Origin of the sequence: Streptomyces sp. NBC_00239, assembly GCF_036194065.1 — a bacterium.
GTDB lineage: Bacteria > Actinomycetota > Actinomycetes > Streptomycetales > Streptomycetaceae > Streptomyces.
Genome location: NZ_CP108095.1, coordinates 3,042,546 through 3,063,254 on the forward strand (window position 1 = coordinate 3,042,546; position 20,709 = coordinate 3,063,254).

The window sequence follows — 20,709 nt, forward strand, 5'->3', positions numbered from 1 at the left end:
CCCTACCGCTCTGACATCGCGTAATAGCCGATTCGACCGGGGGTGGCGGGTGCGGATATGGAGTCTTCTACAGGACCCGCAGGCCCCGCCGGGGCCGGCGGCGGCCCCGCCGGCTCAGATGCCGCGCCGCCTGCGGGCCGCGCGGACCACCGCCGCCGCGCCCAGCAGCGCGACCGTGGCGCCCGCGGCGCCGGCCGCCGTGGCGTCCTTGCGGCCCAGCCTGCGGCCCGCGACGGTGTGCCGTCCGGCCACTTCCTGGAGCAGTTCGGCGAGCACTTCCTCGTTGGTCCAGCGGGGCCGCCAGCCCGCCGCGTGCAGCCGGCTGACGCTCACCACCCAGGGGTGCATCGTGTACGCGAGGTCCCCGGCGGGCGACGGGGTCAGGCCGATCCGGTGCAGCCGGGCGGCGGCGCCCAGCGCGACCGCGGACGGCAGCTCCATGCGGCGGATGGAGCTGAGCTCCTCCACCTCCTCCTGCTCCAGCCAGCCCTCGCAGCCGACCGCGAGTTCGCCCTCGACCTTCTCCAGGGCCGCGTACTCCAGGGCGCTGACCAGGTCCTCCACGTGGCAGAACTGCCAGGTGGGGCGGGATCCGGCGACCACCAGCAGGCGCGGGGACTCGAAGTACCGGGTCAGCGCGGTGTCGGTGCCGCCGACCAGCACGGCGGGCCGCACCACCGTGACGTTCAGCCCGGGGTGGGCGCGCGGGGCGCGGCGGCCCAGCCGCTCGATCTCCAGCAGGTCGCCGACGCCGGTGGCCTCGGCGGTGGCGCGCAGCTCGGCGTCCTCGGAGAGCGGGATGTCGTTGTCGGGGAGCGCGCCGTAGACCATCGCGGAGGTGCAGAGCACGACCCGGTGCACGCCGGCCGCCGCGGCGGCGGTCAGCACGGTCTGGGTGCCGCGCACGTTGTACGCCGTACGGGCCGCCGGGTCGGTCTCCAGGTCGAGGTCGAGCGCCAGGTGCACGACGACGTCGGCGCCGCGCAGCTTCTCGGCGATCGCCGGGTCGCGGACGTCGAGGATGTGCCACTGGGCGGCCGCGCAGTCGCCGCGCCGCTCGTCGATGGCGACGACCTGCTTGACCTCGTCGGATTCGGCCAGGCGCTGGACCAGAGCGGCTCCGACGCCCGAGGCGGCACCGGTCACGGCGATCACGGGGCCGCGCACGCCGCCGTTTCGCCGCGGGCGAACGTCTTCGCTCTGCCCAGGGCGAATTTCGGGGTCGTGCACTGCTCGAACCTGAGGATCAGGGGAACTCACCGGGCGTCTCCAGCGGTTGTCTTCAGTAGGTGCGCGTCCTGACGCGTACCTACCAGGTGATGTCCATCCTGCCGCAGCCCGACGACCGGCGGAGCACCGAGCCCGGATCCCGCTGCGGTGTCTAGGCTGGTTGTGTTGTCGGACCATCGCCGCCGGCGCCCCGCCAGGCGGCCCTACGAGCCGAGGAAACCCGTGAGTGACACCCCATTCGGATTCGGCCTTCCGCCGGAGGAGCCGGAGAACGGCGACGAGGGCAAGAAGAAGGGCGATCAGGGCGGCAGCCCCGCGAATCCGTTCGGGTTCGGTGGTCTGCCGGGCGGCGCGGACAATCCCTTCGCCGCGATGTTCGGCTCGATGAACCCGAACGACCTGGGCGCCGCCTTCCAGCAGCTCGGCCAGATGCTGAGCTACGAGGGCGGTCCCGTCAACTGGGACATGGCCAAGGACATCGCCCGCCAGACCGTCGCGCAGGGCACCGCGGACGAGGTGAAGGACGCCAGTGTCGGCGTCGCCGAGCGGTCGGCGGTCGAGGAGGCCGTGCGGCTGGCGGACCTGTGGCTGGACGGGGCGACCTCGCTGCCGTCGGGCGCCACCACCGCCGTGGCGTGGAGCCGCGCCGAGTGGGTCGAGGCGACCCTGCCGGTGTGGAAGGAGCTCGTCGACCCGGTCGCCGAGCGGGTCGGCACGGCCATGGGAAGCGTGCTGCCGGAGGAGATGCAGGCCATGGCGGGCCCGCTGCTCGGCATGATGCGCTCCATGGGCGGCGCCATGTTCGGCCAGCAGATCGGCCAGGCCGTCGGCACGCTGGCGGGCGAGGTCGTCGGCTCGACCGACGTCGGGCTGCCGCTGGGTCCGGCCGGGAAGGCGGCGCTGCTGCCGCTGAACATCGAGGCCTTCGGCAAGGACCTCGGCGTGCCCTCGGACGAGGTGCGGCTGTACCTGGCCCTGCGCGAGGCCGCCCACCAGCGGCTCTTCGCGCACGTGCCGTGGCTGCGCGCGCACCTCTTCGGCGCGGTCGAGGGCTATGCCCGGGGCATCAAGGTCGACACCTCGAAGCTGGAGGACGTCGTCGGGCAGCTCGACCCGTCGAATCCGGAGCAGTTGCAGGAAGCCCTGCAGGGCGGCATGTTCCAGCCGCAGGACACCCCGGAGCAGAAGGCGGCGCTGGCACGGCTGGAGACGGCGCTCGCGCTGGTCGAGGGCTGGGTGGACGCGGTCGTCCACGAGGCCGCCAAGCCGCGCCTGACCTCGGCGGACGCGCTGCGCGAGACGCTGCGCAGGCGGCGCGCGTCGGGCGGCCCGGCGGAGCAGACCTTCGCCACGCTGATCGGGCTGGAGCTGCGGCCGCGCCGGCTGCGGGACGCCGCCCGGCTGTGGGCGTCGCTCACCGACGCGCGCGGCGTGGACGGCCGGGACGGGCTGTGGGAGCACCCTGACATGCTGCCGACGGCGTCCGACCTGGACGACCCGGACGGCTTCGTGCACCGGGAGCACCTGGACTTCTCGGAGCTGGACAAGATGCTCGGCGAGGCCGCCGAGAAGCGCGACGAGGACGGCGAAGACAAGAAGTGACCCTGCATGGCGACACGGTCCTCGTACTGAAGGCGTACGAGGGCCAGGACGAGCTGCGCGACGTGTACCTGGCGCACCTGGCGGCCCATCCGGACGGGGTGTACAAGCCCTGCACGGCGGGGCACGTCACCGGCAGTGCGCTCGTGATCGACCCGGTGGGCGGGCGGGTGCTGCTGACGCTGCACAAGAAGCTGGGCATGTGGCTGCAGATGGGCGGGCACTGCGAGGCGGGCGACGAGACCCTCGCGGACGTGGCGCTGCGGGAGGCCCGGGAGGAGTCGGGGATCGCGAGCGGGCTGGCGCTGCTGCCGGGCGGCCCGGTGCGGCTGGACCGGCATCCGATCCCGGCGCCCTGCAACTGGCACCTGGACGTGCAGTACGCGGCGCTGGCGCCGGCCGAGGCGGTCGCGGAGATCAGCGACGAGTCGCTGGACCTGCGCTGGTTCCGGTACGACGAGGTGGCGGAGGTCGCCGACACCTCGGTGGTGCGGCTCCTGGAGGCCACGCTCGCGCGGCTCTGACCCGCACGGATGACATCGAGGGCGGCCCCGCCGGGTGCGGAGCCGCCCTCTCGTGTCCGTGCGGCGGCCGTACGTCCGCCGGTCTGCCGGGTCAGGCGCGGCTGCCGCCGAGGGAGTTCCCGCGCATGCCGAAGCCGAGCGGGCCGCCGCGCAGGTGCGTCGGCGGGAGGAGCTCGCTGGGCTGGATGAGCACGTGCCCCTCGCCCTGGAACTGCATCTCCCAGCCCTCGCCGGTCGCGCCGCGGCGCCGCCACACGCCGGAGGACGAGGTCGGGGCCTGAAGCTGGGTGCGCAGCGAGGTGGACCAGGCGATCACCGCGTCTGCGTCGGCGCAGATGTTGCGGCCGGGGCCGACCTCCAGGACCAGCGGTTCTCCGGAGGTGAGCAGGGCGACCTGGCCGGCGCCGGTGAGTTCCAGGTTGTAGGCGCCCGCCGAGGCGATCTCCACGGCGCTGTCGACGGCGACGATGCCCACGCCGAGGGTGCTGTCGAAGGCGAGCACCGACTTGCTGTCGACGGTGATGCCGCGTCCGACCTCCATGACGTGGATGTGCTGGGCGAAGTTGGCCAGGTAGACCTGCCCGTTGCCCTTGCACTTCATGAGTTCGAGGCTCTCGTTGGCCATCCGCTGGACGTTGCGCCAGCTGTTGTTGCGGTACTGGCTCTGGAAGTCGACCTGTCCCTCGAAGGCGACCATCGCGCCCTGGCGGGCGAGGACGGCTCCGCTGCCCTGCGTGATGTCGGCCTTGAGCAGCTGCGGGTTCTGCAGGGTGTAGCGGCCGGTGGACGGGACCGGGACGTGCGCGAAGAGTGTGCTGTGCATGGTGGCTCGGTGCTCCTCTCAGCCCCGGATCTTGAAACGGTCGCCGGTGTCCTCGCTCGGCTGGACCACGACGAAGCCCTGGCCCTTGAAGCCGATCTGGAGGGCCTCGCCGCTGCCGCGGCCGATGAGCGCGCCGGCCTTCATGGTGCGGCGCGGCTTGAGCTCCAGGCCGGTGGTCCAGCCGATGAGCGCGTCGGGGTCGACGTACGTCTCGCGCTCGGCGCAGTCGAGGACGGTGGGGATGCCGCGGCTGACGAGGGCGACCCAGCCGGTGCCTCGGATCACCAGGTTGGTGAGTCCGGAGCCGGAGATCCTGGCGAGGCCCTTGACCGGCTCGATGGCGAGCTGGAGGGTCGCGTCGCAGGCCAGCAGGGTGGCGCCGTTGACGGACAGGGCCTCGTCGGCGAGGTGGAGGACCACCACGTCGGCGCCGTAGTCGGCGAGGTAGAGGTCGCCGTCGCCGCGGCAGAGCATGAGCTTGCCGCCTTCGCCGGTGACCATCTCCTCGGCGGTGCGCCGCAGGCTCGCGGGGGCGCCGTCGAACTGCACGTAGCCGTCGTAGGCGATCATCGAGCCGGCCTTGGCGATGAGGTCGTGGCCGGAGACCATCGTGACCTTGAGGGTCTTGGAGTTGTGCACGGCCATCCGGGCGCCCGGGGTGGCGGCGACGCGGTGCGCGCTGAGTGTCTGCGAGTCCATGGCCTGCCTCACACCTCGAAGGGCTGTACGACGACGAAGTTGCCGGGGGCGCCGCGGAACTGGAGGTTCACGGCTTCTCCGGTGCGGCTCGCGTAGCCGGAGCGGCGCAGGCGCAGGGCGGTGGTGGTGACGGCCTGGGCGCCGGCCGACCAGGCGATCACGGCGTTGCCGTCGACGTAGGTGGCGGGGCCGACGGGCAGCACCACGGGGGTGCCGCGGGTCTTGACGACCACCGAGCCGGTGCCGGAGAAGAGCATGGAGAAGAGGCCGCCGCCGGGCAGGCCGGCGCCCTCGATCCGGCGTACTTCGGTGGCGAGCGACTCGTCGAAGGCGAGGACGCCGGGGGCGCTGGTGTAGAGCTGGTCCTGGCCTTCGAGGCGGATCACGAAGAGCCGGCTGGCCTCGTCGGCGAGGAAGACCTCGCCGTCGCCGGAGCAGCGCATGAGGGACATGCCCTGGCCGGTGAGCTGGCCGGTGAGCTTGCCGAGCAGGCCGGAGCCCTTGTGGGCGAAGTCGATGTCGCCCTGGTAGGCGACCATGCTGCCCTGCCGGGCCAGGATGGCCTGGTTCTTCGTCAGGGTGACGCGGACCTGCTGGGGGTTCTGCTCGGTCCACCGCTCGCCGGCGGCGACCTCGGCGTACTTGCGCAGGACCACGCGCAGGCCTGCCTCCGGCGGGACCGGGGCGAGGGCCTGGACCGCGCCGAACGGCGGGGTGCCGGGCGCGGTGGGTGCTCCGGGCGGCCCGGGGGCGAAGGGTGCGGGCACGGCGCCGAAGGGCGGCGGCTGCGGGGCGGCGGGTGCCTGGGGCACGGTGCCGAACGGCGGCGGCACGGCGGCGGCCGGGGCCGGGGGCGCCTGCGGGGCGGGCGCGTGGGCCGCGATCGGGGCCGCGGTCGGCACCGGGGCCTGCGCCGGGATCGGGGCGGGGGCCGGGACCTGGGCCGGGGGTGCGCCGAAGGCCGTCGTCTGCGGGGACGGCGCGCCGAAGCCCGGGGCGGGCGCCGGTGCCGCAGGCGCGGCCGGCGGTGCGGCGAAGGGGGGCGGGGCGAAGGCGGGTGCCGCCTCCGGCCTGCCGGGCGCCGCGGCCGCGGGCTGCTCCTCGGCGACCTCGCCGCCGAAGTTCCTGAGCAGCGCGTCGAGTCCGCCGTCGAAGCCCTGGCCGACGGCGGCGAAGCGCCAGACGTCCTTGAGGTAGAAGTCGCCGAGCATCACGGCCCGCTCGGTGCTGAACTCCGCACCTGTGAAGGCGTACCTGACGACCTCTTCGCCGCCGGCGACGATCCGGATGTAGCCGGGGCCGACCTGGGACATCTGTCCGGCGCCGTCGATCGTCGCGGTGAACGCGAGCTTGTGGATGCCGGCCGGGACGCGGTCCAGCGTCACCCGGAAGGACTCCGTGTCGCCGGACTGCGCGCCCAGCTGACGGATGGACTCCTCGGGCGAGGCGGGCTGGTTGAAGAAGATGAAGTACCGGTCGTCCGACAGCTGCTCGTTGACATCGAGGCCGAAGCAGCTGATGTCGAACGTCATCCCGGGACCGGAGATCTGGACGCCTACGTACAGATCCGTCCCGGCTGTCAGGTCACTGATCTTGGCCTTGTGGCCGCGTTGGAATTCCCTGGCCATGCGTTCCGACCGTCCCCCATCCCGAACGTGAATGCGTCCCGTCAGGCTAACGGCAATCGCCGACTTCCAGCCAAGCCGGTACCGAGCCGGAACATTTCACGGACGGTCACCGGACGAACGCCCGGCCTCGGGGGTCATTCGTCGCGGGCGGGCGGCACGCGGGGCAGGCGGTCGGCGGCGACCACGCCCTCCAGGTAACCGCGGGCCCGTTCGGTACGGGGGTACGCCTCCAGCAGCCGCCAGAAGTCCGCGCCGTGGCCGGGGACCAGCAGGTGGGCGAGCTCGTGCAGGAGGACGTAGTCGACCACGTACTCGGGCATGCCCTGGAGGCGGTGGGAGAGCCGGATGCTGCCCTCGGCGGGGGTGCACGAGCCCCAGCGGGTGTTCTGGTTGGTCACCCAGCGCACGGAGGCGGGGCGCGCACGGCCGCCGAAATACTGTCCGGACAGGTGTGCGGCCCGCTCGGTCAGGGCGGTGTCGCCGAGGACCCGCCTGCTCTCCTGGGCCGCGAGCTTGTCGAGCATGACGCCCACCCAGCGCTGCTCCTCCGCCTCGGACATCCGGGCAGGGATGAGGACGACCGTGCGATCGCCTTCCCGGTAGGCGGAGACGGTCCTGCGGCGGCGCGCGCTCCGGCGGACTTCGACGGCGCTGGGCAGTGGATCGGCGGACACGCCACGACGGTACCCGGTGGCCGCGGCGGAAGTCCCGCCCCTCCGGTGGTTGACACGTGAACGATCACGATCGGTACCCCGGGCGCGGCATTCATCGGCTCATCACACTCATACCCCCTGCCTGTGGACAACTTTCGGCACGGCTTTCCGGATCCGGGCATGGTGCCCGTGTGCGCAAGAAACGGCGTACACGACCGGCGCGCACCGGGTGCGCCGGGCACGAGGGGCTGCGCGCGGGCGCGGCCGGGAACGGGGCGGGGATGTATCCGAAGGTGAAGCCGGCGCTGGCGCGTGCCTGGCGCGATCTGCACACCGTGCAGTTCGGGGTGACTCCCGCTCAGGCCGTGGTGCTCGGGCCGGTCGACACGGCGACGGGGAGCTTCCTCGGGCTGATCGACGGGACGCGCGGGATGCCGCTGCTGCGGGAGGAGGCGCGGGCCATGGGGCTGCGCGACGGCCAGGCGGACCGGCTGGTGGGCCGGCTGGCCGCGGCGGGGCTGATCGACGACAGCACGGTGGGCGGCCCGGCCGCGCAGGAGATGCGGGCCCGGACCGGGACGGTCGAGCGGCTCGCGCCCGATCTCGGCTCCCTGTCGCTGCTGCGCCGGGAGCCGGGCGGCGCGATGCGCGCGCTGGCGGCGCGGCGGGCCCTGCGGGTGCAGGTGCGCGGCGGCGGCCGGGTCGGCGCGGCCGTCGCGTCGGTGCTGGCCGGGGCGGGAGTGGGCCGGGTGGAGGTGCTGGACGGCGGGCTGGCCGAGGTGTCGGACGTGACCCCGGGCGGGCTGCCGGCCGATGCCGTGGGCCGGCGCCGGACCGCGGCGGCCCACGATCTGGTGACGGCGTCCGCGCCGGGACCGCCGCCGCGCGCCCCCGGGCCGGGCGCCGGGCGCGGTGGCGCCGGACCGCCCGCCGTGGAGCCGGGGCTCTCGCTGGTGGTGGTCGCACCGCGGGACGGGCTCGCCGCGTACGCGCCGGACCCGGCGGGTGCGGAGGACTGGATCACCACCGGCATCCCGCACCTGTACGCGGGGGTACTGGAGGCCACCGGCCTGGTGGGGCCGCTGGTGCTGCCCGGGGGCACGGGATGCGCGGGGTGCATGGAGCGGGAGCGCGTGGACCGGGACCGGGCCTGGCCGCGGATGCTGACGCAGTGGCGGGCCGTGCACCGCCGGGGCGCGCCGGCCTGCGATCTGGCCCTGGCCGCGGCGGTGGCGGGGCTGGCAGCCGCGCATGCGCTGGCCTTCCTGGACGGGGAGTTGCCGGGGTCGGCCGGTGCCCGCTGGGAGGCCACGCTGCCCTCGCTGGAGTGGCGCCGGGAGCCGGTGCCGCCCCATCCCGAGTGCCCGTGCGGGGCGGCGGCGGGCACTGAGGGGGAGCGCGCCGCGGAGCCGCTGGAGGCACAGGACACAATGGCCGGGTAACCGCCTTCCGCGGTACGGCTGTCTGGGAACTGGAGGGGCACGCATGTCTGATCTTCCCCGGAAAGCGGTCACCCGTACCGCCAAGCTCGCCGCCCTGCCGCTGGGGTTCGCGGGCCGTGCCACCTGGGGGCTGGGCAAGCGGATCGGCGGCAAGTCGGCCGAGATCGTGGCGCGCGAGCTCCAGCAGCGCACCGCCGAGCAGTTGTTCCGCGTGCTGGGCGAGCTGAAGGGCGGTGCAATGAAACTCGGCCAGGCCCTGTCGGTGTTCGAGTCCGCGCTGCCGGAGGACGTCGCCGGCCCGTACCGGGCTGCGCTGACCCGGCTGCAGGAGGCCGCCCCGCCGCTGCCGGCGGCGACGGTGCACGCGGTGCTGGCAGAGCGGCTCGGGCCGCAGTGGCGGGAGCTGTTCGTCGAGTTCGAGGACAAGCCGGCGGCGGCCGCCTCGATCGGGCAGGTGCACCGCGCGGTGTGGCACGACGGGCGGGAGGTCGCCGTCAAGGTGCAGTACCCCGGGGCCGGGGAGGCGCTGCTGTCGGACCTCAAGCAGCTCGGCCGGTTCGCCGGACTGCTGGGGCCGCTCATACCGGGCATGGAGATCAAGCCGCTGATCACCGAGCTGCGGGACCGGGTGGCGGAGGAACTCGACTACGCGCTGGAGGCGGCGTCACAGGAGGCGCACGCCGAGGTGTTCGCCGACGACCCGGACGTGGTGGTGCCACGGGTGGTGCACCAGAGCGCGCAGGTGCTGGTGACGGAGTGGATGGCCGGGATCCCGCTGTCCGAGGTGATATCGGGCGGCACGCCGGAGCAGCGCGACGGCGCCGGGCAGCTGCTGGCCCGGTTCCTGTTCTCCGGACCGGCCCGTACGGGGCTGCTGCACGCCGATCCGCATCCGGGCAACTTCCGCCTGCTGACCGGGGAGGACGGCCGGCCGCGGCTGGGCGTCCTGGACTTCGGGACGGTGGACCGGCTGCCGGGCGGACTGCCGCCGACCATCGGGGTCTCGCTGCGACGGACCGTGGAGGGCGACGCGGAGGCGGTGTACCGGCACCTGTGCGAGGAAGGGTTCGTGAAGGAGTCGGTCGCTCTCGACCCGGAGGCGTTGCTGGACTACCTGAAGCCCATCATCGAGCCGGCCCTGCTGGAGGAGTTCACCTTCAGCAGGGAGTGGCTGCGCGGCCAGGCCGCCCGGCTGGCCGACCCCCGCTCCCCCGCCCACCAGTTGGGCAAGCAGCTCAACCTGCCGCCGTCGTACCTCCTCATCCACCGCGTCACGCTCAGCACCATCGGCGTCCTGTGCCAGCTGGGCGCGACGGTCCGGCTGCGCGACGAACTGGATTCGTGGCTCCCGGGGTTCCTCGCGGAGGACTGACCCCGGCGGGATCCGGACGGGATCGGGCGGGATCGGGGCGGGTTACCACCAGGAGGAGTCAAGCCTGCCTTCGATGGCCCGGATGTTTGCTCGGGCGCAGTCGTGGCAGAAGTACTGTCTGGCGCCGTTCTCCACGGAACAGGTCCAGGTGGGTGGGGCTCCTGCGGGGGCGATCTTGCCGCAGCGTGCGCACACGACGGTCCCGGCGTCGGGTCCCGGTGGCGCGGGATGGGGGTTCGGCTGGTCCACCTCCAGACGGTACCGCCACGCGGGGTTGGCGGAGCCCCGCAACGCACCGAGGGGACCGGTCCGTTCGGACCGGTCCCCTCGGGGTGTGGTGGCACGTCAGTTCATGACGGCCATGGCGAGCGCGCGGCGGGCGCGCAGCGAGACGCGCTCGGCGCGCCGCTGCATGCGGCGGGCGGCGATCAGGCGCATGGCCTGACGTTCCGACTCCACCTCACGCATGCGGTCGTGCATATGGGCACGGGCCATGGCTTCTGGGATGAGTTGCATTTCGCGGGTCCTGTTCTGTCGCGCGGTGATCGCGCCGGCGGTGGTGAGGTCTGCGGTGGCGGAGCCGGACGGCTGCTCGCTGGTGAGGGGGGTCATCGGGGCCTGCTTCAGGGGGTCGTGCGTGAGGGGGCGGTCGATCGTTCCCGCGGTGTTCATGCCGCGACCGGGTTCTTGCGCGGGCGGCCGCGGGGCCGCTTGCGGGCGACGACCACACCCTGGACGAAGAGCTCGCCACCCCAGACGCCCCAGGGCTCGCGGCGCTCCTGCGCTCCGGCGAGGCAGGCCTCGACGAGCGGGCAGGTGCGGCAGAGGGACTTGGCGTACTCGACGTCGGCCGGGGACTCCGCGAAGAAGACCTCCGGGTCGTACGAGCGGCAGGGGACGGGGACGCCGAGGTTCTCGATGGCGTCGTCGAGCGCGGTGAGCGAAGTGAGCGGGGTCAAGGTGGAGTCCTCCGGGACTGCGGGCGGGGAGATCGTCTGGGTCTGCGGTACGGACGGGGCGTGCGCTTCGAGTTGCACGGTGTTTTCTTCCTCGTCTTGGTCGTTAGCGTTCCGGCGTTGTGGCCGGTGTCGGCTGGTACCTGGTCTTGCCAGTCCCGAGGCCCCTTCGCTCCGCCGTCCCCGTTCGGGGACAAACAGAAGGGCCGCGGATCCCGGGTGGGGTTCCGCGGCCCTGAAGGCGCCGGCCTGATCAGGCGATCAGGCTGGATCACTCCAGGGTTCGAGCCCACGGAAGGCCCACATCGTGTGGTGCTGGTGCTGCGTCGTCTGCTTGGGGAATCCGGCACCGGTCGCCGCAAAGCCATAGGCGTGTGCCTGGGCTGCTGCTACTGCCGGTGCCTGGATCGGTCGCTCATTGCCTTCGATGCGCTCCCGGATGGGCAGGGAGGCAAGGGTGGCGATGCTGCCGAGGGAGCCGGCGGACACACCGGTGCCCAGGACCGAAGGCAGCAGGGAGGCGACAGAGGTGGAGCCGAGCAGGCAGGAAGCGGCAACCGAGCGATCGGTCATTTTGGTGGTGGTCATGAAGCTGGTCACTGGTCTCGCCTCCTCTCGGCGTCTCGGGGACGGTGGCCCGCGGGCCTGTCCCATGTATTCGGATAAGTACAGCACGGAGACAGGGCTTCAGAGAAGCTCCTGTTTCCTTGGTTAAGAACCTATGGGGCCGTGCGGGGCATGTGCAAACTATTTTTCCGACGAGTTTCTACGCGTCTTCCCCGGAGCCCCCTCCAGGCTCCTCACCTGCGCAGATGGCCAGGACATCGGCTCCGAAGCGCTCCAGCTTGCGGCCGCCGACGCCCGAGATCATCGCGAGCTCGCCCTCGGCGGCGGGCGCGGCCTCGGCGATCGCCATCAGGGTCTTGTCCGTGAAGACGCAGAACGCGGGCTGGCCCAGCTCCTTGGCCTGCCCGGCGCGCCAGTCGCGCAGCCGCTCGTACAGCCCTTCGTCCATGTCGGACGGGCAGTCCTCGCAGCGCATGAGTTTCATCTCGCCGGCGTCGGTGAGCGTCTTGCGGCAGACCCGGCACTGGACCGGTCCGCGGCGGCCGCGCTTGCGGGCTCCGCGCTCGCCGTCCGCCGGGCCGTCCGCGGACCCGGCGGACCGGCGCAGGGCCGCCGAGCCGGGCCGCAGGCCGTTCAGGAAGCGGCTGGGGCGGCGCGAGCCGCGGCCGCCGGGGGCCCGGGACAGGGCCCAGGACAGGGTGAGGTGCAGCCGGGCGCGGGTGACGCCGACGTAGAGGAGGCGGCGCTCCTCTTCGATCTGGTCGTCGGTCTTGGCGTAGGTGATGGGGAGCATGCCGTCGGTGAGGCCGACGAGGAACACGGCGTCCCATTCGAGGCCCTTGGCCGCGTGCAGGGAGGCGAGGGTGACGCCCTGGACGGTGGGGGCGTGCTGGGCGGCGGCCCGCTCGTCCAGTTCCACGACGAGGTCGGCGAGGGTGGCGTCGCGTTTGGCGCGGGAGAAGTCCTCGGCGAGCCGGACCAGGGCGGCGAGGGATTCCCACTGGTCGCGGACCGCGCCGGAGCCGGCGGGCGGCTCCGGGGTCCAGCCCTGGCTGGAGAGGACGGCGCGGACCTGCGAGGCGAGGTCGACGACCGCGTCGAGCAGCGGGTCGTTGGCCCCGGAGTGGGCGGCGCCGCGCAAGGTCACGACGGCCCTGCGGACTTCCTGGCGTTCGAAGAAGCGCTCGGCGCCGCGTAGCTGGTAGGGCACGCCGGCGTCGGCGAGGGCCTGTTCGTAGACCTCCGACTGGGCGTTGATGCGGTAGAGGACGGCGATCTCGCCGGCGGGGACGCCGGCGGCGATCAGGTCGCGGATGCGGCGGGCGACGCCTTCGGCCTCGGCGGGCTCGTCGGGGTATTCGGTGTAGGCGGGCTCGGGGCCGGACTCGCGCTGCGAGATCAGTTCGAGGCGGTGTTCGGCGGCCTTGCCGCGGGCCTGGGCGAGCAGCCCGTTGGCGAGGTGCACCACCTGGGGGGTGGAGCGGTAGTCGCGGACCAGCTTGACGAGGGTGGCCTGCGGGTAGCGGTTGCGGAAGTTCAGCAGGTGGCCGGGGGTGGCGCCGGTGAAGGAGTAGATGGTCTGGCTGGCGTCGCCGACCACGCAGAGGCTGTCGCGGTCGCCGAGCCACAGGTCGAGGAGGCGCTGCTGGAGCGGGCTGACGTCCTGGTACTCGTCGACGACGAAGTGCTGGTACTGGCTGCGGATCTGGTCGGCGATGTCGTGGCGGTCCTGGAGGATGCCGACGGTGAGGAGGAGGACGTCCTCGAAGTCGATGACCATGCGGTCGCGCTTGAGCTGCTCGTACAGCCCGTAGATCTGGGCGATCTCGGCGGCGTCGCGGGGGACCTCGCGGTGGGCCTTGGCGGCGGCGCCCGCGTAGTCGCCGGGGACGGTCTGGGTGACCTTGGCCCATTCGATCTCGCCGGTGACGTCGCGCAGCTCGTTGCGGTCGAGGCGGATGCGGCAGCGGGCGGCGGCTTCGGCGACGAGCTGGACCTTGCGCTCGACGAGGCGGGGCATGTCGCCGCCGACGGCGCGCGGCCAGAAGTACTGGAGCTGGCGCAGGGCGGCGGAGTGGAAGGTGCGGGCCTGTACGCCGCCGGCGCCGAGGCCGCGGAGCCGGCCGCGCATCTCGCCGGCCGCGCGGTTGGTGAAGGTGACGGCGAGCACGCTGGCGGGCTGGAGGATGCCGGCGCGGACTCCGTACGCGATGCGGTGGGTGATCGCGCGGGTCTTGCCGGTGCCGGCGCCGGCCAGTACGCACACCGGTCCGCGCAGGGTCGTGGCGACCTGGCGCTGTTCCGGGTCCAGGCCCAGGAGCACCTCGTCGGCGGACTCCGCGACGGGCGGGAAGGAAGGGGAGTGCGTTGCTGCTGTCACTCCGCCATGCTGCCAGGTCTGCCGGGCGGGGCGGGAAGGTTGTCCACAGGCGACGGCCGTACGTCATACGAATCGGGTCGGCGGTGTCGCGCGAATCACGTCCCGGGCACCTCTGCGGCACCGCCCCTGCCGCGCCGTGAAGTCATACGCATCACGTCCCGGGCGGCTTGGGGAATGGTGGCGGCGCTGCGTACGTTCGAGTCCCTGGAATGTCCCCGTCCCCCAGAGGAGCGCACCCGCCATGCAGGGTTCCGTGACGATGTACAGCACGACCTGGTGCGGCTACTGCCGCCGGCTGAAGACCCAGCTGGACCGGGAAGGCATCGCGTACACCGAGATCAACATCGAGCAGGACCCCGCGTCGGCCGCGTTCGTGGAGAAGGCGAACGGCGGCAACCAGACGGTTCCGACCGTCCTCGTCGTCGCCCCGTCGGGCAGCGAGGCCGTCATGACGAACCCGAGCCTGGCCCAGGTCAAGCAGGCCCTCGCCGTCTGACGCAGCCCCTGCGCGACGTACGGGAAAGGCCCCCGCCGGACGGCGGGGGCCTTTCGCGTGTTCAGGGGCCGGCGGCCGGGAGCGGCTTGCCGTACCAGAGCTCGACCAGGCGGGCGGCGATGGAGATGCCCGCGGGCGGCAGGACCTCGCCGGAGGCGATGGCCTCGCGGAGGTCGGCGCGGGAGAACCAGCGGGCCTCCTGGATCTCCTCGCCGTCCACGTTGATCTCGGAGGACGTGGCGCGCGCCATGAAGCCGAGCATCAGGCTGGACGGGAAGGGCCAGGGCTGGCTGGCGACGTACTCGACGTCGCCGACCGTGACGCCCGCTTCCTCCCACACCTCGCGGATCACCGACTGCTCGATGGACTCGCCGGGCTCGACGAAGCCGGCGAGGGTCGAGAAGCGGCCTTCGGGCCAGTGCACCTGGCGGCCGAGGAGCGCGCGGTCCTGCTCGTCCGTGACCAGCATGATCACGGCCGGGTCGGTGCGGGGGTAGTGCTCGGCCCCGCAGGCCGGGCAGCGCCGGACGTGGCCGGCCGCGGCGACCACGGTGCGGTCGCCGCAGCGGGAGCAGAAGCGGTGCAGCCGCTGCCAGTTCTCCAGGGCGACGGCGTGGACCATGAGGCCGGCGTCGCGCGGGGACAGCAGCAGGCCGGCCTCGCGCAGGCCTGCCGGGCGGGCCGACTGGTCGATCCGGCCGGGCAGCGAGTCCTTCTGCAGGGCGAAGTAGCTGACGCCGTCCTCGTCGGTGCCGAGGAAGTAGCGGTGGGTTTCGGTGAGCGGCGCGTCGAAGGCGGGCGTCATCACGATCTCCGTGGTGCCGCCGGGCATGTCGTCGACGAGGACCTGGCCGCCGGAGACGACGAAGACCCGCGTGGTGGGGTGGCTCCAGGCCGCCGCCAGCCAGGCCTCGTCGAGGCGGTGGTGGGCGGCGCGGTCGATCCCGCTCGGCGCGGTGAGCGAGAGGGCGCGGTCCGTGGAACCTCCGCGGTTCCCGGTACGGCCGAGGTGCTCGGTCGAGGTGCTCACAGGTGCTTCCAACTCCCCCGGTGGTGGTGAATGGGTGCGCTTTCCTTGGTGGAGGCCGGTCGTCCGCCGTTGCGGCGTCAGACCGTCCAGTGGGCGGCCAGGTCGCCCCAGAGGTAGGCGGTGGCTTCGACGCCCTTGAGGAGCAGGTCGATCTCGACCTTCTCGTTGGGGGCGTGCCAGCCGTCGGACGGTACGGAGATGCCGAGGAACAGCACGGGCGCGCCGAGCACGTCCTGGAGGTCGGCGGCGGGCCCGGAGCCGCCCTCGCGGGTGTAGCGGACCTTCTCGCCGAAGGCGCGGGCCATGGCGCGGGTGACCGACTGCAGGGCGGGGTGGTCCAGCGGGGTCAGGCAGGGGCGGGTGGGGGCGCCGAAGGTGATCTCGTGCCGGATGCCGGCGGGGACCTGCGCGGCGACCCAGTCCTTGACCGCGGCCTCGATGACGTACGGGTCCTGGCCGGAGACCAGCCGGAACGACAGCTTCAGCTGGGCGCCCTTGGGGATGATCGTCTTGCCGCCGGGGCCCTGGTAGCCGCCGCCGATGCCGTTGAGCTCGGCGGTGGGACGGGCCCAGACGCGTTCCAGGGTGGTGTAGCCGGCTTCGCCGAGGGTGCCGTACGACTTGGCGGTGCGCAGCCACTCGCTCTCGTCGAAGGGCAGCTCGGCGATGAGCTGCCGTTCGGCGTCGGAGAGCTCGGTGATGCCGTCGTAGAAGCCGGGGATGGTGACGCGTTCGTCGGCGTCGTGGAGGGCGGCGACGATGCGGGCGGCGACGGTGGCGGGGTTGGGCACGGCGCCGCCGAAGGATCCGGAGTGGATGTCCTGGTCGGGGCCGTGCAGCTCGATCTCGCAGTCGGCGACGCCGCGCATGCCGGTGCAGACGGTGGGGGTGGTCTCGGACCACATGCCGGTGTCGGAGACGATCACGACGTCGGCGGCGAGGCGGTCGGCGCGGGCCTCGACGAGTGCCCGGAAGTGCGGGGAGCCGGACTCCTCCTCGCCTTCGACGAGCAGCTTGAGGTTGACGGCGGGGGCGGTGCGGCCCGTCGCGGCGAGGTGGGCGCGGACGCCGAGGGTGTGGAAGAAGACCTGGCCCTTGTCGTCGGCGGCGCCGCGGGCGTACATGCGGCTGCCGTCGGGCGTCGTGAAGGGCTCGAAGGGCTCGGTGTCCCAGCCGTCCTCGCGGGCGGCGGGCTGCACGTCGTGGTGTCCGTACACGAGGACGGTGGGGGCGGCGGGGTCGCCGCTGGGCCATTCGGCGTACACGGCCGGAGCGCCGGGCGTGTCCCACGTCTCGACGACCGGGAAGCCCGTCCCGGTCAGCTTCGCCGCCAGCCACTGGGCGCTGCGCCGCACGTCGGGGGCGTGCGCGGGCTGCGCGGAGACGGACGGGATGCGCAGCCACTCGGCGAGGTCGGCGAGGAAGGCGGCGCGGTGCGTGTCGATGTACGTGCGGACGGCGCTGTCCGGGGTGTCGCTCATGTCAGTGAGCCTATCCGCCGTCCCGAGGGTGCCGATCCGTGTCCGTTTTGCCTTGGAGGATCCGCTCAAGAGCGGCCCGGTCGGGGAGCCTGCGGGGGCGGATCACGCGGCCGCTGCGGACGTGCAGGAAGGCGGTGGTGACCCGGTCGGGGTCGATGTGGAGGGCTTCGGCCCAGGCGAGGCGGTAGACGGCGAGCTGGAGCGGGTCGGCTTCGGTGCCGTGGCCGGTCTTCCAGTCGACGATCTCGTACGTGTCGCCCGCGGGGTCGCCGTCGGCTGCCGGGTCGCGGTAGACGGCGTCGATGCGGCCGCGGATCACCCGGCCGGCGAGGGTGAGCTGGACGGGGACCTCCATCCGGTACGGGGTGCGGTCGGCGTACGGGCTGCGCTCGAAGGCGGCCTTGAGGAGGGCGAGGTCGCGTTCGTCGGCGATCTCGGCGGGGTCGTCGGCGTCGGCCCCGGGGAGGTCGTCGGGGTCGGTGAAGGGGAGTTCCAGCTCGTCGAAGCGGGTTTCCACCCAGGCGTGGAAGCGGGTGCCGCGGCGGGCCGCGGGCTGCGGGGGCTTGGGCATGGGGCGGGCGAGCTCGCGCACGAAGGCCTGTTCGTCGGCGGCCAGGCGCAGCAGCGCGCTCGCGGAGAGCGAGGCGGGCAGCGGTACGTCGCGTACGGCGGCCCGGGCGCGGCGCAGTTCCCCGGCGAGCGCGTCGAGGTCCCGGTCCCAGGACGCGGCCAGCCGCGCCTCTTCCGGCGTGAGGCGGTGCCCTGCGGGGCGGGCGGGTCGTACGGGCCGCCCCGCGGCGGGCTCGTGGCGGTCCGGGTCGCCCGCGGGGCCGTGCGGGTCGCCCGTCGGGGGGTACGGGTCGTCCTCGGGGTGCCGGGGCGCGGCCGGGTCGTCCGCCCACGGGTCGTCCTCCGGCGCGGCGGAACCGCCCGCCGGGCGGTGGCCCGCGGCCGGGCGGACCGGGGCCGGCTCGTCCGCCCACGGGTCGTCGGCCCACGGGTCGTCCGCGGGGACGTCGTCGTACGCGTCCCCGGCCGGGTGGTCGTGGCCGGCGGGGTCGGTGAACGGGTCTTCGGACGGGAAGCCGTCTTCCGCCGGGGACGGTTCCTCGCAGTCGGGGGGCCAGAGGTAGGCCTCGTCGGGGGCGGGCGGGGGCGGCTCGGTGCCGGGGGGGCCGGGATGCGCCGCGTCGGCGGCCCGGGGGGCGGGCGGGGTGACGGGGCGCTGCCGGTCCGGCGCGTGCGGCGTGCCGTGGAGGGTGCCGGGGCCGGGGCGGGTGCCGGGGCCGGGGCCCGTGGGGAGGGCGTCCAGGAGGTTCAGGACGGTGTCGGCAGCCTGGCGGCGGCGGCGGAAGGAGGCCGGGTCCAGGGGGAGCGGCCAGGCGCGGTCGGGGGTGCCGGCGGTGGCGAGGGCCGGGTTCTCGGCGTCCGGTTCCGGCTCGTCGGCCCACGCCTCGATCTCGCCGTGGCCGGCGGCGCAGTGCTCGTACAGGGCCTGGAGGAAGGGGGACGGGCCGCGGCGCCTCTTCTGGCTGGGGCCCCACCAGTGGCCGGAGGCCAGCAGCAGGGAGCGGGGCCGGGTGAAGGTGACGTAGCCGAGGCGGAGTTCTTCGGTGGCCTGGTGGTCCTTCTGCTCGGCCTTGAAGGCCTTGAGGGCGGCGGCGGTCCAGTCCCGCAGGTCGGGCAGCGTGTCGGCGTCGCCGCGCAGCGCGTACGGGAGGACCTGCGGCTGGGCGGTCCAGGACTCGCGGGGCCGGTCGCTGGGGAAGGCGCCGGTGACCAGGCCGGGGACGGCGACGACGTCCCATTCGAGGCCCTTGGACTTGTGGGCGGTGAGGACCTTGACGGTGTTCTCGCCGCCGGGCAGGGAGTTGTCGAGGCCCTTCTCGTACCGGTCCGCGGTCCGCAGGAAGGACAGGAACGCGAGGAGCGAGGCCTCGCCGTCGACGGCGGCGAAGCCCGCGGCGACGTCGAGGAAGTTGGAGAGGGTCTCGCGGCGGCGGGCGGCCAGCGCGTGCGGGGAGGCGGAGAGTTCCACGTCGAGGCCGGTGGCGGCCAGCACCCGGTGCAGGACGTCCATGAGCGGGTCGGCGAGCGAGCGGCGCAGGTCGCGCAGTTCCGCGGCGAGGCGGGCGAAGCGGACCCGGGCGTCGGCGGAGAAGGGCAGCCGGTCGTCGGCGGCGCCGTCGTCGAGGAAGGTGTCGAGGGCGTCGGCGAGCGAGATCACCTCGGCGGGGTCGACGCCTTCGACGGCGGCGGCGAGCCGGGCGTGCGGGTCCTCGCCGTCGTCGGCGCGCTCGCGGGCGACGAGGAGGCGGGCGCGGCGGCCGAGGAGGGCGAGGTCGCGGGCGCCGATCCGCCAGCGGGGACCGATGAGGATCCGGACCAGGGCGGCGTTGGCGCCGGGGTCCTGGAGGACTTCGCAGACCGAGACGAGGTCGGCGACCTCGGGGAGGTGGAGGAGCCCGGACAGGCCGACGACCTCGACGGGGACCTCGCGGGCGACGAGGGCGCCCTGGATGGCGGCGAAGTCGACGGCCGAACGGCACAGGACGGCGATCTCGCCGGGCGCGGTGCCGGTGCGGACGAGGTGGGCGAGGGAGTCGGCGAGCCAGTCGAGTTCGTCGGCGTGGGTGGGCAGCAGGGCGCAACGGGTCCGGCCGTCGTGTTCGGCACCGGGCGCGGGGCGCAGCGCTTCGACGCCTTCGTGCAGGGCGCGCAGCGGGGTGGCGAGGCCGTTGGCGAGGTCGAGGAGGCGGCCGCCGCTGCGGCGGTTCTCGCTGAGGGAGTGGCGGGTGGCGGGGCGGCCGTCGGCGTACGGGAAGTGCCGGGGGAAGTCGTCGAGGTTGGCGACGGACGCGCCGCGCCAGCCGTAGATGGCCTGGCAGGGGTCGCCGACGGCGGTGACGGCGTGGCCGGTGCCGGCGCCGAAGAGCCCGGACAGCAGGAGCCGCTGGGCGACGGAGGTGTCCTGGTACTCGTCGAGGAGGACGATCCGGAACTCGTCGCGCAGCAGGGTGCCGACTTCGGGGCGGGTGGTGGCCAGCCGGGCGGACAGGGCTATCTGGTCGCTGAAGTCGAGGAGGTCGCGGGAGCGTTTGGCGGCCCGGTAGCGGGTGGTGAGGTCGAGGAGTTCGAGGCGGGCGCGGGCGGCCTCGGGGATCTTGCGGAGCTCGTCGTTGGTCAGTTTCGCGGTGGCGAGGGAGTCGAGGAGCGCGGTGTCGTGGGCGCGGAGCGCGTCGGGGTCGACGAGGTGCTCGGAGAGTTCCGCGTCGAGCGCGAGGACGTCGCTCACGAGGTCGGCCAGGGAGCGGGTGAGGGCCGGGTACGGGCCGGGGGCTTCGCGCAGGACGCGGGCGGCGAGCTGGAAGCGGGTGGCGTCGGCGAGCAGCCGGGAGCTGGGCTCCAGGCCGATGCGCAGGCCGTGGTCGGCGAGGAGCTGCCCGGCGAAGGCGTGGTAGGTGCCGATGCGGGGTTCGCCGGCCGGCTCGTCGGTGCCGGCGGGGCTGGTGGCGGGGGCCGGGTCGGGGTCGGTGACGCCGGCGCGGACCAGGGCGCCGCGGACGCGTTCGGCGAGTTCGGCGGCGGCCTTGTTGGTGAAGGTGAGGCCGAGGACCTGCTCGGGGGCGACCTGTCCGGTGCCGACCAGCCACACCACGCGGGCGGCCATCACGGTGGTCTTGCCGGATCCGGCTCCGGCCACGATGACCTGCGGGGCGGGCGGCGCGGTGATGCAGGCCGTCTGCTCCGGGGTGAATGGGATGCCGAGGAGCTCTTTGAGCTGCTCGGGGTCGGTGATGTGGGGGGGCACGGTGAAAAAGGCTAGCCG

At 73.7% G+C, this 20,709-nt stretch carries 18 protein-coding genes; 5 read left to right on the forward strand and 13 right to left on the reverse strand.

Going from position 1 to position 20,709, the window contains the following annotated elements; all coding sequences use genetic code 11:
* Positions 1-114: 114 nt before the first annotated feature.
* Positions 115-1,260, reverse strand: a complete 1,146-nt coding sequence (locus OG764_RS13180; protein ID WP_443055916.1) for an SDR family oxidoreductase — start codon at positions 1,258-1,260, stop codon at positions 115-117.
* 192 nt (positions 1,261-1,452) lie between these two features.
* Here OG764_RS13180 and OG764_RS13185 point away from each other — a divergent pair, with 192 nt between their 5' ends.
* On the forward strand, positions 1,453-2,832 hold the full coding sequence (locus OG764_RS13185) for a zinc-dependent metalloprotease (protein WP_328968612.1): 1,380 nt from the start codon (positions 1,453-1,455) through the stop codon (positions 2,830-2,832).
* Entirely contained in the window at positions 2,829-3,353 is a 525-nt protein-coding gene (locus OG764_RS13190; protein ID WP_328968613.1) for an NUDIX hydrolase, read from the forward strand. The genes OG764_RS13185 and OG764_RS13190 overlap by 4 nt, the downstream gene beginning before the upstream one ends.
* A gap of 91 nt (positions 3,354-3,444) precedes the next feature.
* On the opposite strand, the gene OG764_RS13195 is transcribed toward OG764_RS13190, so the two are convergent.
* From OG764_RS13195 to OG764_RS13210, 4 genes are all read right to left on the reverse strand, one after another.
* Positions 3,445-4,176, reverse strand: a complete 732-nt coding sequence (locus OG764_RS13195) for an AIM24 family protein (protein ID WP_328968614.1) — start codon at positions 4,174-4,176, stop codon at positions 3,445-3,447.
* An 18-nt stretch (positions 4,177-4,194) separates the two neighbouring features.
* Positions 4,195-4,875 carry an AIM24 family protein gene (locus tag OG764_RS13200; RefSeq protein ID WP_328968615.1) on the reverse strand — a complete coding sequence of 227 codons (681 nt, stop codon included), beginning with the start codon at positions 4,873-4,875 and terminating at the stop codon, positions 4,195-4,197.
* Between the two features lie 8 nt (positions 4,876-4,883).
* Positions 4,884-6,503 carry a TerD family protein gene (locus OG764_RS13205; RefSeq protein ID WP_328968616.1) on the reverse strand — a complete coding sequence of 540 codons (1,620 nt, stop codon included), beginning with the start codon at positions 6,501-6,503 and terminating at the stop codon, positions 4,884-4,886.
* Between the two features lie 134 nt (positions 6,504-6,637).
* Positions 6,638-7,177 carry a M48 metallopeptidase family protein gene (locus OG764_RS13210; protein WP_328968617.1) on the reverse strand — a complete coding sequence of 180 codons (540 nt, stop codon included), beginning with the start codon at positions 7,175-7,177 and terminating at the stop codon, positions 6,638-6,640.
* A gap of 260 nt (positions 7,178-7,437) precedes the next feature.
* Here OG764_RS13210 and OG764_RS13215 point away from each other — a divergent pair, with 260 nt between their 5' ends.
* A complete protein-coding gene (locus OG764_RS13215; protein WP_328968618.1) occupies positions 7,438-8,598 on the forward strand; it encodes a TOMM precursor leader peptide-binding protein in 1,161 nt (386 codons plus the stop codon).
* 43 nt (positions 8,599-8,641) lie between these two features.
* The gene (locus OG764_RS13220) at positions 8,642-9,970 is read left to right on the forward strand and encodes an ABC1 kinase family protein (protein WP_328968619.1); all 1,329 of its coding nucleotides are present in this window, start codon (positions 8,642-8,644) and stop codon (positions 9,968-9,970) included.
* A gap of 42 nt (positions 9,971-10,012) precedes the next feature.
* Here OG764_RS13220 and OG764_RS13225 read toward each other — a convergent pair whose 3' ends face one another.
* From OG764_RS13225 to OG764_RS13245, 5 genes are all read right to left on the reverse strand, one after another.
* Positions 10,013-10,219 (reverse strand): hypothetical protein, encoded by a 207-nt coding sequence (locus OG764_RS13225; protein WP_328968620.1) that lies wholly within the window; start codon positions 10,217-10,219, stop codon positions 10,013-10,015.
* A 96-nt stretch (positions 10,220-10,315) separates the two neighbouring features.
* Positions 10,316-10,642, reverse strand: coding sequence for a hypothetical protein (locus OG764_RS13230; RefSeq protein WP_328968621.1), 327 nt, complete (start codon positions 10,640-10,642; stop codon positions 10,316-10,318).
* Positions 10,639-11,007 (reverse strand): WhiB family transcriptional regulator, encoded by a 369-nt coding sequence (locus OG764_RS13235; RefSeq protein ID WP_328968622.1) that lies wholly within the window; start codon positions 11,005-11,007, stop codon positions 10,639-10,641. Before OG764_RS13235 ends, OG764_RS13230 begins: the two co-directional genes overlap by 4 nt.
* Positions 11,008-11,187: 180 nt before the next feature.
* Positions 11,188-11,526: a hypothetical protein gene (locus OG764_RS13240; protein ID WP_443055918.1), complete on the reverse strand. Its 339-nt coding sequence runs from the start codon at positions 11,524-11,526 to the stop codon at positions 11,188-11,190.
* 166 nt (positions 11,527-11,692) lie between these two features.
* Positions 11,693-13,873 (reverse strand): ATP-dependent DNA helicase UvrD2, encoded by a 2,181-nt coding sequence (locus OG764_RS13245; protein WP_328968623.1) that lies wholly within the window; start codon positions 13,871-13,873, stop codon positions 11,693-11,695.
* A 241-nt stretch (positions 13,874-14,114) separates the two neighbouring features.
* Between OG764_RS13245 and OG764_RS13250 the strand changes: the two genes are divergently transcribed.
* A complete protein-coding gene (locus OG764_RS13250; RefSeq protein WP_328968624.1) occupies positions 14,115-14,369 on the forward strand; it encodes a mycoredoxin in 255 nt (84 codons plus the stop codon).
* A gap of 61 nt (positions 14,370-14,430) precedes the next feature.
* On the opposite strand, the gene nudC is transcribed toward OG764_RS13250, so the two are convergent.
* From nudC to OG764_RS13265, 3 genes are all read right to left on the reverse strand, one after another.
* Positions 14,431-15,399: an NAD(+) diphosphatase gene (gene nudC, locus OG764_RS13255; RefSeq protein WP_328968625.1), complete on the reverse strand. Its 969-nt coding sequence runs from the start codon at positions 15,397-15,399 to the stop codon at positions 14,431-14,433.
* Between the two features lie 77 nt (positions 15,400-15,476).
* Entirely contained in the window at positions 15,477-16,880 is a 1,404-nt protein-coding gene (locus tag OG764_RS13260; RefSeq protein WP_328968626.1) for a dipeptidase, read from the reverse strand.
* Positions 16,881-16,890: 10 nt separating this feature from the next.
* Positions 16,891-20,691 (reverse strand): UvrD-helicase domain-containing protein, encoded by a 3,801-nt coding sequence (locus OG764_RS13265; RefSeq protein ID WP_328968627.1) that lies wholly within the window; start codon positions 20,689-20,691, stop codon positions 16,891-16,893.
* Positions 20,692-20,709: the final 18 nt, after the last annotated feature.